General features: G+C 67.1%; 9 protein-coding genes. 4 read left to right on the top strand and 5 right to left on the bottom strand.

The window, feature by feature from the left end:
* Positions 1-21: 21 nt before the first annotated feature.
* The 5 genes from OH686_RS01025 to OH686_RS01005 form a co-directional block, all read right to left on the bottom strand.
* Positions 22-747, bottom strand: a complete 726-nt coding sequence (locus tag OH686_RS01025; RefSeq protein WP_289535796.1) for a thioesterase II family protein — start codon at positions 745-747, stop codon at positions 22-24.
* The gene (locus OH686_RS01020; RefSeq protein ID WP_137973081.1) at positions 747-950 is read right to left on the bottom strand and encodes an MbtH family protein; all 204 of its coding nucleotides are present in this window, start codon (positions 948-950) and stop codon (positions 747-749) included. Before OH686_RS01020 ends, OH686_RS01025 begins: the two co-directional genes overlap by 1 nt.
* A 126-nt stretch (positions 951-1,076) precedes the next feature.
* Entirely contained in the window at positions 1,077-2,747 is a 1,671-nt protein-coding gene (locus OH686_RS01015; RefSeq protein ID WP_289535795.1) for a multidrug ABC transporter permease/ATP-binding protein, read from the bottom strand.
* A gap of 24 nt (positions 2,748-2,771) precedes the next feature.
* Positions 2,772-3,338, bottom strand: a complete 567-nt coding sequence (locus OH686_RS01010) for a sigma-70 family RNA polymerase sigma factor (RefSeq protein ID WP_289535794.1) — start codon at positions 3,336-3,338, stop codon at positions 2,772-2,774.
* A gap of 133 nt (positions 3,339-3,471) precedes the next feature.
* Positions 3,472-4,494 (bottom strand): zinc-dependent alcohol dehydrogenase family protein, encoded by a 1,023-nt coding sequence (locus OH686_RS01005; protein ID WP_289535793.1) that lies wholly within the window; start codon positions 4,492-4,494, stop codon positions 3,472-3,474.
* A gap of 198 nt (positions 4,495-4,692) precedes the next feature.
* Between OH686_RS01005 and OH686_RS01000 the strand changes: the two genes are divergently transcribed.
* The 4 genes from OH686_RS01000 (at position 4,693) to OH686_RS00985 (ending at position 11,590) form a co-directional block, all read left to right on the top strand.
* On the top strand, positions 4,693-5,610 hold the full coding sequence (locus tag OH686_RS01000) for a LysR family transcriptional regulator (protein ID WP_137973077.1): 918 nt from the start codon (positions 4,693-4,695) through the stop codon (positions 5,608-5,610).
* A gap of 159 nt (positions 5,611-5,769) precedes the next feature.
* Positions 5,770-7,011 carry a multidrug efflux RND transporter periplasmic adaptor subunit MexE gene (gene mexE, locus OH686_RS00995; RefSeq protein WP_289535792.1) on the top strand — a complete coding sequence of 414 codons (1,242 nt, stop codon included), beginning with the start codon at positions 5,770-5,772 and terminating at the stop codon, positions 7,009-7,011.
* Between the two features lie 11 nt (positions 7,012-7,022).
* Positions 7,023-10,205, top strand: a complete 3,183-nt coding sequence (locus OH686_RS00990) for an efflux RND transporter permease subunit (RefSeq protein WP_289535791.1) — start codon at positions 7,023-7,025, stop codon at positions 10,203-10,205.
* Positions 10,202-11,590, top strand: coding sequence for an efflux transporter outer membrane subunit (locus OH686_RS00985; RefSeq protein ID WP_289535790.1), 1,389 nt, complete (start codon positions 10,202-10,204; stop codon positions 11,588-11,590). Before OH686_RS00990 ends, OH686_RS00985 begins: the two co-directional genes overlap by 4 nt.
* Position 11,591 lies beyond the last annotated feature (1 nt).

The following is an 11,591-nucleotide window of genomic DNA, read 5'->3' as shown; positions in this document are numbered from 1 at the left end:
CAGCACCTCGCAAAGAGTGGCCTAGGCGCCCAGGGGCATGCCGGCCGCCTCGCGCCGCAACAGGCGCGTGGCATGGAATTCGATCAGGGACAGCAGTTCGTCTTCCTGGGGGCGCAGGTAGGCGTGGTCGCCATCCAGCCATTCCAGGGTGAAGGGACCGCGGGTCTCGCGGCGCCAGGCGCGCAGGTCGTCCTCGCTCAGGCAATCGCGGCGCGCGCCGAGCACATGCACGGCGCAGGGCAAGGGCGTGCGGCGCTGGTAGCGGTAGCTTTCGGCCAGAGCGAAATCGCTGCGCAGCACCGGCAGCAGCTCGCGGCGGAACAGCGGGTCGGCCAGCAGCTCGCGTGGCAGGCGGGCGAAACCATCCAGGCCGGCGAACAGTTCGCCGTCGCTGCGCGTGGTCATGCGCGGTGCCTGCAGGCGGCGCGATGGCGCGCGGGAGGCCGAGGCGAACAGCGCCAGTGGTGCTGCATGGCCATCGGCGATCAGCGCCTGGGCCAGCTCGAAGGCGAGCATGGCGCCCAGGCTATGGCCCCACAGCAGGTACGGACCGCTGCACTCGCGCAGCCAGGCCTGCTTGAGGTCGGCCAGCAGCGCCGGCAGCTCCTGGCATAGCGGCTCGCCCTCACGGGCACCACGGCCTGGCAACTCCAGCGGGCAGACTTCCAGCCAACGCGGCAGGCGCTTGCGCCAGCGTGCATAAGGCATGGCGCTGGCGCCGGCATGAGCCAGGCAGAACAGCTGCATCAGGCGTCCATGGCCTCGCGCAGGCTGCGCGGGCGCATGTCGGTCCAGACGCTGGCGATATGCGCCAGGCAGGTCGGCTTGTCGCCGCGCACGCCGTCTTCGCGCCACCCGGCGGGAACGGCCTTGTAGGCCGGCCAGATGGCGTACTGCTGCTCGTCGTTGACCACGACCAGGAAGGTGGTTTGCGGATTATCCAGACTCATGGGGTATCCCTCGTAAAAGGTGGCACGCTTTAAAGACGCACGAAGCTGCGAATAATTTTCATTTAATTCGTTTGCACGGACATGACAGTGCCCTGCCCCTGTTACCAGGGGCGAAGAAGACTGCAATCAGGCCGGGATGGAGCCGCCGATTTCCCTGACCGCGTCCTGGGTGGCGCGGTCCCGGGCTTCGCCGGTGAGCTCGGACAGACGACCGCCATCCATCTTCACCAGGCGGTCGGCCTGGTCGAAGTAATGGTCGTCGTGGGTGATGGCGAGCACGGTCTTGCCGGCGGCCTTCAGCTGCGGCAGCAGCTCGCGGTAGAACAGGCGGCGGAACAGCGGGTCCTGGTCGGCGGCCCACTCGTCGAGGATCAGGATGTCGCGGTCCTCGAGCATCGCCAGCATCAGCGCCAGTCGCTTGCGCTGGCCTTGGGAGAAGCGCGTGTCGGCCAGGCGGCCGGCGGCAAACTTGACCTTGTGGCGCAGGCACAGGCGATCCAGCCACTGGCCGACCAGCGACTCGTCCACCTCCGCTGCCGCCGGACCGAGCAGACGGGAGAACAGGTGGAAATCGGTGTATACGCTGGCGAACAGCTGGCGATAGGACTGCCACTGGTGCGGTTGCACGACGCGACCGTCCAGTCGGATCTCGCCAGCGGCCGGGCGATGCAGGCCGGTGAGCAGGCGCGCCAGGGTCGACTTGCCGCTGCCGTTGCCGCCGACCAGGAACACCAGTTCGCCACGGCGCAGCTCCAGGTCGATGGGGCCGACATCGAAACCAGCCTCCTCGCCCTCGCCCGGATAACGGTATTCGATACCGGCCAGCTGCAGGCTCTGCCATTCGCCGAGACCAGGCACCGCGGCGATATCGCTGGTTTCCGGCGCCAGGTCCAGCGCCTCCAGCTTGTCCAGCGAGATGCGCGCGGCCAGCAGGCTGGGCAGTGCGGCGACGGTGGCGACCATCGGCGCACGCAGGAACAGCACGGTCAGGGCGAAGGTCGCGGCGACTTCGCCGGAGGCCCAGCCCAGGCCGCTGGCGCAGAAGAACACCAGACCGATGCTGCCCAGCACCATGACGTTGGCCCAGTTGCCGGCCAGGCCGTTGAAGATGTCGGCGCGGGTGACGTTGTCGCGGTAGGCACGGGCGTCGCGGTCGAATTCCTCGTCGTAGAGCATGCGCGCGCGATCACGGTTGAGCGCCAGCTCCTTGCGACCGTCGATGATCGCCTGATAGTCCTGGTACAGGTGGTCTTCCGCTTCGCGCAGCAGACGGATGTGGTGGTTGACCTTGCCGACGAAGAACCAGCCCACCAGCAGGGTCAGGCCCAGCCAGCCGGCGGTGATGCCGAACAGCGCCGGCGACAGCCAGGCCAGGTAGCTGAAGGCGGCGATGCTGAGGATCAGGCCGTAGGTCAGCTCCGGCATATAGACGAAGGCGATGGTGATATTGCGGATGTCGCTGGACAGGCTGGCAAGGATGCGCGCGCCGCCGATCTGCTCCAGGCGCTCGATGTCGGTGTCCAGCACCCGGCGCACCAGGCTGCGACGCAGGCGGTAGACGAAACGATGGCCGAGGGTGTGCAGCGCCACCTGCCCTGCTCCCGAGCTGATCATCAGCAGCGCCAGCAGGCCGAGGAAGCTGAGCAGCGTGGTGACCAGCTCGCCTTCCAGACGGATCAGCTTGAGGTTGATGAAGGCGATCACGCCGACGCTGAGCACCGCGCTGCACAGGCTGAGCAGGACGATGCCGGAGAGCGGCAGGCGGTTGTCGCGGAACAGCAGCTTGAGCAGTTTCATATCGGATCCAAAACGGCGAAGGCGTCAGGCCGCCTCGGTGTCGAGGCGGCTCCGGCAATGGCTGAGAGCATCGCGCAGAAGGAAATGCACCAGGGTCGGCGAAGCGCTGAGGTGGGTGGCCACCTCGCGCTGGCTGTAGCCTTCCAGCTGGCTCATGGTAAACACGGTGCGGGTGCGCTCGGGCAGCTCGCCCAGGGCATGCTGCAGGCGCTGCCACTCCAGCTGGCCGATGGCGCGCTGCTCGGGGCCGGACTGCGGCGCCGGCAGCTCGTCGAGCGCATCCTCGTCGGCGCTGTAGCGACCTTCCAGGGCCTGGCGGCGCAGGCGGTCGATGGACAGGTTGCGCACCATGCGGAACAGGTAGCGGAGTGGGTCTTCGATGGCGTGGCGGTCGCCGCTTTCCCACAGCTTGAGGAAGGCATCGTGCACCACATCCTCGGCGCGCGCACGGCAGCCGAGCACGCCTTGAGCGGCGTCTATCAGTACCCGCCGGTGTGTGGCGTAGAGACAGTCCAGCCCGTTGTTCCTGGTGTCGGAGGCCAAGCGTACCGGTGTGCCGGCGGGCTCCCCCCAACGATGAAACGTTCCCATAGCCCGATCCTCGGCTGCAACGTGCTGCGCATCTTAATGATAATACTTATCAATTCAAGCCTCGAGTCAGTATTTTTCCTCAGAAATGCAAACGCCGCCCGAAGGCGGCGTTTTGCCAGCAGGATCACGCTGCTTATGCCGGGATATTCATCACCACCCGGCCACCAGCCGGACAGGTCTCCATGAACTGATTGGCGGCGACAAAATCCTCGAAGGCGAAACTCTTGGCGATGGTCGGCTTGAGCAGGCGGTCGGCCGTCATCTGGTTGATACGGGTCAGCGCCTTCTGCACCGCCTCCTCGTCGCGCTGCAAGCCCAGCTCCGGCTGGCCAGTGAAGTCCAGCACGCAGTGACGGAAGAACTGCAGGTGCTTCTTGAACGCCGCACAGGCAGGGAACGCGGCATCGTTGCCACCGTTGACGCCGTAGATGATCAGCTTGCCGCGAGTCGCCGCGACGTCGCCGAGCAGTTTCATCTGCGGGCCGGCGCACTGGTCCAGTACCACTTCCACGCCCTTGCCGTCGGTGAAGCGCTCGACCTCGAGGACCAGGTCCTGCTCTTCGGTGTCGATCACCTTGTCGGCGCCCAGCTCACGCAGGTAGGCACGGGTCGAGCCTTCGCTGGTAGCGGCTATCACCACGGCGCCCAGCGCCTTGGCCATCTGCACGGCCTGGGGCGCGAGGCAATGAGAAGCCTCGGTGACCAGCACGCGCTGGCCGGGCTGCACATCGGCCAGTTCGGCCAGGGCGAAGTACGCCAGCATATAGGGGGTGTAGTGCACCGCCGCTTCTTCCGGCGTCAGCACGTCGGGATAGCGGGTCAGCGCGCTGCGCGGCATCAGCACCAGATCACCCCAGGCCGGGTACTGGTTGGGGCTGAAGGCCGGGAAGCTGGCAACCGCCACGCCAGGGGTTAGATCGTCGACCCCAGGGCCAACGGCCTCGACCACGCCGGACAGCTCGAAGCCGACACCGGCCGGCAGCTGCGCCGCCTGATCGGGCGCCAGGTTCTGCCGCCACAGTACGTCACGCCAACCGACACCAAGCGCCTGGGTGCGGATCAGCACCTCGCCGTGGCCGGGTTTCGGGGTCGGCAATTCCTCCAGACGCAGCACGCTGGCATCGCCGAACTGGTGGAAACGGATCATGCGGGACATCACACACCTCGCCGTGGACTCTATGGCCCCGGACTCTATATGGGCTTATCCATCGACACCACCCGCGCACATTGATAGTCACCATAAATGTGGATGATCGGGCCGGCCGATGGCCGAGGCTGACGATAAGGTCAACCTCGCTCTTGACGTTATCTTGCCACGGCCGCACCTTTCACACACCCAACACGGAAGACAGTGATGAACCGCAACGACCTGCGCCGCGTCGATCTGAACCTGCTGATCGTATTCGAGACGCTTATGCACGAGCGCAGCGTGACGCGTGCCGCGGAGAAACTGTTCCTCGGCCAGCCGGCGATCAGCGCCGCCCTCGCCCGCCTGCGCAGCCTGTTCGACGACCCGTTGTTCGTCCGCACCGGACGCAGCATGGAGCCCACCGCGCGGGCCACCGAAATCTTCGGCCTGCTCTCCCCGGCGCTGGACTCCATCTCCACCGCCGTCAGCCGCGCCACCGACTTCGACCCCGCCACCAGCAACGCGGTGTTCCGCATCGGCCTGTCCGACGATGTGGAGTTCGCCCTGCTGCCGCCGCTGCTGCGCCGCCTGCGCGCCGAGGCCCCCGGGGTATCTATAGTGGTGCGGCGTGCCAACTACCTACTGATGCCCAACCTGCTGGCCTCCGGCGAGATCTCGGTGGGCGTCAGCTACACCGAGGAACTGCCGGCCAATGCCAAGCGCAAGGTGATCCGCCGTGGCGGTTCGCGCCTGCTGCGCGCCGACAGCGTGCCGGGCAACCTCAGCCTGGACGACTTCTGCGCCCGCCCGCACGCCATGGTGTCGTTCGCCGGCGGCCTGATCGGCTTTATCGACGAGACCCTGGAGAAGCTCGAGCGCAAGCGCCGCGTGGTGCTGGCCGTACCGCAGTTCAACGGTCTCGGCGCGCTGCTCGCCGGCACCGACCTGGTCGCCACCGTGCCGGACTACGCCGCCTCGGCGCTGATCGCCATCGGCGGCCTGCGTGCCGAACCCCTGCCGTTCGAGAGCAACACCTTCGAGCTGCACATGGTCTGGCGCGGCGCCCAGGACAACGACCCGGCCGAGCGCTGGCTGCGCTCACGCCTGCAGATGTTCTGCGGCGATCCCGACACCCTCGCCTGATTTCCCCAGGCGCTCTGCGACGGGCGCCACAGCCACTATTAACGCCAGAGCATGAATCATCATTCCGGATGATATTCAAATTCGGATCGTTCGATTCGTGCCTTCAAACTGCGCCGAGCAGACTCCGCCCATTCACAAATCCGACTGGCGGAGTCAAACATGGAACAGTCAAACAATATCTCCTGGCGCTTTCCCCTGGCCCTCGCGGCCGTCCTGGTGTTGAGCGCCTGCGGCAAGGGTGAAGACGCCAGCCAGCAGATGCCGGCCGCCAAGGTCAGCATCGCCGAAGTCATCGAACAGCCGATCAACGAATGGGACGAGTTCACCGGCCGCCTGGAAGCCCCGGAGTCGGTCGAGGTGCGCCCGCGTGTCTCCGGCTACATCGACAAGGTGGCCTTCGATGAAGGCAGCCTGGTGAAGAAAGGCGACCTGCTGTTCCAGATCGACCCGCGCCCGTTCGAGGCCGAGGTCAAGCGCCTGCAGGCCCAGCTGCAACAGGCCCGCGCCAACCAGACCCGCGCCGCCAATGAAGCCCGCCGTGGCGAGCGTCTGCGCCAGAGCAACGCCATCTCCGCCGAACTGGCCGATGCCCGCGCCAGTGCCGCCACCGAGGCCCAGGCCGCGGTCGCCGCGACCCAGGCCGAGCTGGAGAACGCCCAGCTCAACCTCAGTTTCACCCGCATCACCTCGCCGATCGACGGCCGCGTCAGCCGCGCCGAGATCACCGAGGGCAACCTGGTCGGCGCCGGCCAGTCGCTGCTGACCTCGGTGGTGTCCACCGACAAGGTCTACGCCTACTTCGACGCCGACGAGCGCGTGTTTCTCAAGTACGTCGAGCTGGCCCGCAAGGCCGGTAGCGACGCCCGTGGCGCCAGCCCGGTGTACCTCGGCCTGACCAGCGAGAACGGCCACCCGCACGAGGGCCAGCTGGACTTCCTCGACAACCAGGTCAACCCGCGCACCGGCACCATCCGTGGCCGCGCCGTGTTCGACAACCGCGACGGCCGCTTCACCCCCGGCCTCTACGCCCGCCTCAAACTGGTCGGCAGCGGCACCTACCCGGCCGCGCTGATCAAGGACGAAGCGGTCGGCACCGACCTGGGCAAGAAGTTCGTCCTGGTCCTCGGCGACAAGAACACCGTGGACTACCGCGCCATCGAGCTCGGTCCGAAGCTGGAAGGCCTGCGCATCGTCCGCAGCGGTCTTTCCAAGGGCGAGAAGATCGTGGTCAACGGTCTGCAGCGCGCCATGCCCGGTGCCACGGTCGACCCGCAATCCGTGCCGATGGCCGACGAAGCCACCCTCGCTCAACTGGCGCGCCTGCGTCAGGCCGTGGATGGCCGCGACGCCCCGCGCGTGGCCGAACAACAAGCCAAATCCAGCAACGCACCGCGCGGCTGAGGTAGAACGCCATGAACTTCTCCCAGTTCTTCATCAAGCGGCCGATCTTCGCCGCCGTGCTGTCCCTGCTGGTGCTGATCGCCGGTGCGATCTCGCTGTTCCAGCTGCCGATCAGCGAATACCCCGAAGTGGTGCCGCCCACCGTGGTGGTGCGCGCCAACTTCCCCGGCGCCAACCCCAAGGTGATCGGCGAGACCGTCGCCTCGCCGCTGGAGCAGGCCATCACCGGCGTGGAGAGCATGCTCTACATGTCGTCGCAGTCCACGGCCGACGGCAAGCTGACCCTGACCATCACCTTCGCCCTCGGCACCGATCTGGACAACGCCCAGGTGCAGGTGCAGAACCGCGTGACCCGTACCATGCCGACCCTGCCCACCGAGGTGCAGCGGCTCGGCGTGACCGTGGACAAGGCTTCCCCCGACCTGACCATGGTTGTGCACCTGACCTCGCCGGATCAGCGCTACGACATGCTCTACCTGTCCAACTTCGCCGCGCTCAACGTCAAGGACGAGCTGGCGCGCCTGGACGGCGTGGGTGACGTGCAGCTGTTCGGCATGGGCAACTATTCGCTGCGCGTATGGCTGGACCCGAACAAGGTGGCCTCGCGCAACCTCACCGCCTCGGATGTGGTCGCCGCCATCCGCGAGCAGAACCGCCAGGTCGCCGCCGGTGCCCTCGGCGCGCCGCCCTCGGACGCCGGCAACAGCTTCCAGCTGTCGATCAACACCCAGGGCCGCCTGGTCAGCGAGGAAGAGTTCGAGAACATCATCATCCGCGCCGGCGACGACGGCGAGATCACCCGCCTGCGTGACATCGCGCGCATCGAACTGGGCTCCAGCCAGTACGCCCTGCGCTCGCTGCTGAACAACCAGCCGGCCGTGGCCATCCCGGTGTTCCAGCGCCCCGGCTCGAATGCCATCGAGATCTCCGACGCCGTGCGGGCACGCATGGCCGAGCTGAAGAAGAGCTTCCCGCAGGGCGTGGACTACGAGATCGTCTACGACCCGACCATCTTCGTGCGTGGCTCCATCGAGGCGGTGGTGCACACCCTGCTCGAGGCCATCGTGCTGGTGGTGCTGGTGGTGATCCTGTTCCTGCAGACCTGGCGCGCCTCGATCATCCCGCTGGCCGCCGTGCCGGTGTCGCTGATCGGTACCTTCGCCGTGATGCACCTGTTCGGCTTCTCGCTCAACGCCCTGTCGCTGTTCGGTCTGGTGCTGGCCATCGGCATCGTGGTGGACGACGCCATCGTGGTGGTGGAGAACGTCGAGCGGAACATCGGCCTCGGCAAGACGCCCATCGAGGCCACCCGCCAGGCCATGAAGGAAGTGACCGGCCCGATCGTCGCAACGGCACTCGTTCTTTGCGCCGTGTTCGTGCCGACCGCGTTCATCTCCGGCCTCACCGGGCAGTTCTATCAGCAGTTCGCGCTGACCATCGCCATCTCCACCGTGATCTCGGCGTTCAACTCGCTGACCCTGTCGCCGGCCCTGGCCGCCGTGCTGCTGAAGGATCACCACGCGCCGAAGGACCGCTTCTCCCGCGTGCTCGACAAGCTGTTCGGCGGCTGGCTGTTCAACCCGTTCAACCGCTTCTTCGACCGCGCCAGCCATGGCTATGTCGGCACCGTGAAGCGCGTGCTGCGCGGTAGCTCGATCGCCCTGCTGGTCTACGGCGGCCTGCTGGTGCTCGGCTACCTGGGCTTCTCCAGCACCCCGACCGGCTTCGTGCCGCAGCAGGACAAGCAGTACCTGGTCGCCTTCGCCCAGCTGCCGGACGCCGCCACCCTCGACCGTACCGAGGCGGTGATCAAGCGCATGTCGGAGATCGCCGGCAAGCACCCGGGCGTGGAGAACACCGTGGCCTTCCCCGGCCTGTCGATCAACGGTTTCACCAACAGCCCGAACAGCGGCATCGTGTTCACCCCGCTGCGGCCGTTCGACGAGCGCACGGACCCGAGCATGTCCGCCGGTGCCATCGCCGCCGAGCTGAACGCCCAGTTCGCCGAGATCCAGGACGCCTACATCGCCATCTTCCCGCCGCCGCCCGTGCAGGGTCTCGGCACCATCGGTGGCTTCCGTCTGCAGATCCAGGACCGCGGCAGCCTCGGCTACGAGGAGCTGTACAAGCAGACCCAGAACATCCTGGCCAAGGCGCGCGCGCTGCCGGAGCTGAACCCCATGTCGGTGTTCACCAGCTACCAGGTCAACGTGCCGCAGATCGATGCCAACATCGACCGCGAGAAGGCCAAGACCCACGGTGTGGCCATCAGCGACATCTTCGACACCATGCAGGTTTACCTGGGTTCGCTCTATGCCAACGACTTCAACCGCTTCGGTCGTACCTACCAGGTCAACGTTCAGGCCGAGCAGCAGTTCCGTCTGGAGCCCGAGCAGATCGGCCAGCTCAAGGTACGCAACAACCGTGGCGAGATGATCCCGCTATCCACCTTCGTCAAGGTCGATAGCGCCTCGGGCCCGGACCGGGTCATGCACTACAACGGCTTCCTCACCGCCGAGATCAACGGCGCGGCAGCCCCCGGCTACAGCTCCGGCCAGGCCGAGGCGGCCATCGCCAAGCTGCTCAAGGAGGAACTGCCCAACGGCATGACCTACGAGTGGACCGAGCTGACCTACCAGCAGATCCTCGCCGGCAACACCGCGATCTTCATCTTCCCGCTCTGCGTGCTGCTGGCCTTCCTGGTGCTGGCCGCCCAGTACGAGAGCTGGAGCCTGCCGCTGGCGGTGATCCTGATCGTGCCGACCGTGCTGTTCTCCGCCATCACCGGCGTAATCCTGGCCGGCGGCGACAACAACGTGTTCACCCAGATCGGCTTGATCGTGTTGGTGGGCCTGGCGTGCAAGAACGCCATCCTCATCGTCGAGTTCGCCAAGGAGAAACAGGAAGAAGGCCTCGACCGCATGGCCGCGGTGCTGGAAGCCTGCCGCCTGCGTCTGCGCCCGATCCTGATGACCTCCATCGCCTTCATCATGGGCGTGGTGCCCCTGGTTCTCTCCAGCGGTGCCGGCGCCGAGATGCGCCATGCCATGGGCGTGGCGGTGTTCAGCGGGATGATCGGCGTGACCTTCTTCGGCCTGCTGCTGACTCCGGTGTTCTACGTGCTGATCCGCGGCTTCGTGGAAAAGCGCGAAGCGCGCAAGGCCAACCAGATCGCTCACGAGGTGCATGCATGAAGCCGTTGATTCCCGCCCTGCTCGCCCTCGCCGTCAGCGCCTGCGCCGTCGGCCCGGACTACCAGGCGCCAGAAACCCAGCCAGCGCGGATCACCGCGCTGGAGGCCGGCGACTACGACCGCACCGACTTCGAATCGGCCTGGTGGGAGCAGTTCGACGACCCCACCCTGAGCCAGCTGGTACAGCAGTCGCTCAAGGAAAACCGCGAGCTGCGCGTGGCCTTCGCCCGCCTGCGCGCTGCCCGCGCCATCCGTGACGACGTCGGCAACGACCAGATGCCGGTGATCACCAGCCGCGCCAGCGGTGAGTTCGGCAAGGCGCAGCAACCACCGACCAGCGAAGAGCGCATCCGTCAGGAACGCTACGACCTGGGCCTGGACATGGCCTGGGAGCTCGACTTGTTCGGCCGCATCCAGCGCACCATCGAGGCCAGCGACGCCCAGAGCGAGGCCGCCGAGGCCGAGCTGTACCAACTGCAGGTCAGCCTGATCGCCGAGCTGGTGGATGCCTACGGCAATTTGCGTGGCGCCCAGCTGCGGGAGCGGATCGCCCGCGACAACCTGAAGAACCAGAGCCAGTCGCGCGCCCTCACCGAGCAACTGCGCGACGCTGGCATCGGCAGCGAACTGGACGTGCTGCGTGCCGATGCGCGCCTGGCCGCCACCGAGGCCAGCCTGCCGCAACTGCAGGCCGAGGAGGCACGCGCCCGTCACCGCATCGCCACCCTGCTCGGCCAGCGTCCGGAACAGCTGACCGTCGACCTGTCGGACAAGCCGCTGCCGGTGATCGCCAAGGCGTTACCAATCGGCGATCCGGCCGAGCTGCTGCGCCGCCGTCCGGACGTACGCGTCGCCGAGCGCCAGCTGGCCGCCGCCACTGCCAATGTCGGGGTGGCCACCGCCGATCTGTTCCCGCGGGTCAGCCTTTCCGGCTTCCTCGGCTTCACCGCTGGCCGCGGCTCGCAGCTCGGCGCCGCCGATGCGCGGGCCTGGGGCGTGGCACCGACCATCAGCTGGGCGGCGTTCGACCTAGGAAGCGTGCGGGCCCGCCTGCGCGGCGCCGAGGCCGACGCCGATGGCGCTCTGGCCAGCTACGAGCAGCAAGTGCTGCTGGCCCTGGAAGAGTCGGAAAACGCCTTCAGCGATTACGCCAAGCGCCAGCAGCGCCTGGTCTCGCTGGCGCGCCAGTCCGAGGCCAGCCGCGCGGCGGCGGCCCAGGCCGCGGTGCGCTACCGCGAAGGCACCGAGGACTTCCTGGTGCTGCTCGACGCCGAGCGCGAGCGCCTGGCCGCCGAAGACGCCCAGGCCCTGGCCGAGATCGAGCTGTACCGCGGCATCGTCGCCATCTACAAGGCCCTCGGTGGAGGCTGGCAGCCCAACGCCTGAT

It is taken from the genome of Pseudomonas sp. SO81 (assembly GCF_030374125.1).
In the GTDB taxonomy this organism is placed as follows: Bacteria; Pseudomonadota; Gammaproteobacteria; order Pseudomonadales; family Pseudomonadaceae; genus Aquipseudomonas.
The sequence above is the reverse complement of the archived record's forward strand: the minus strand, read 5'-3'. Positions and strand labels throughout refer to the sequence as shown.

Bases quoted from the DNA above. Each gene is read 5' to 3' on its own strand.
- OH686_RS01025 (WP_289535796.1), bottom strand. From the start codon at position 747: ATGCAGCTGTTCTGCCTGGCTCATGCCGGCGCCAGCGCCATGCCTTAT.
- OH686_RS01005 (WP_289535793.1), bottom strand. From the start codon at position 4,494: ATGTCCCGCATGATCCGTTTCCACCAGTTCGGCGATGCCAGCGTGCTG.
- mexE (WP_289535792.1), top strand. From the start codon at position 5,770: ATGGAACAGTCAAACAATATCTCCTGGCGCTTTCCCCTGGCCCTCGCG.
- OH686_RS00985 (WP_289535790.1), top strand. From the start codon at position 10,202: ATGAAGCCGTTGATTCCCGCCCTGCTCGCCCTCGCCGTCAGCGCCTGC.
- OH686_RS01015 (WP_289535795.1), bottom strand. From the start codon at position 2,747: ATGAAACTGCTCAAGCTGCTGTTCCGCGACAACCGCCTGCCGCTCTCC.
- OH686_RS01000 (WP_137973077.1), top strand. From the start codon at position 4,693: ATGAACCGCAACGACCTGCGCCGCGTCGATCTGAACCTGCTGATCGTA.
- OH686_RS01010 (WP_289535794.1), bottom strand. From the start codon at position 3,338: ATGGGAACGTTTCATCGTTGGGGGGAGCCCGCCGGCACACCGGTACGC.
- OH686_RS00990 (WP_289535791.1), top strand. From the start codon at position 7,023: ATGAACTTCTCCCAGTTCTTCATCAAGCGGCCGATCTTCGCCGCCGTG.
- OH686_RS01020 (WP_137973081.1), bottom strand. From the start codon at position 950: ATGAGTCTGGATAATCCGCAAACCACCTTCCTGGTCGTGGTCAACGAC.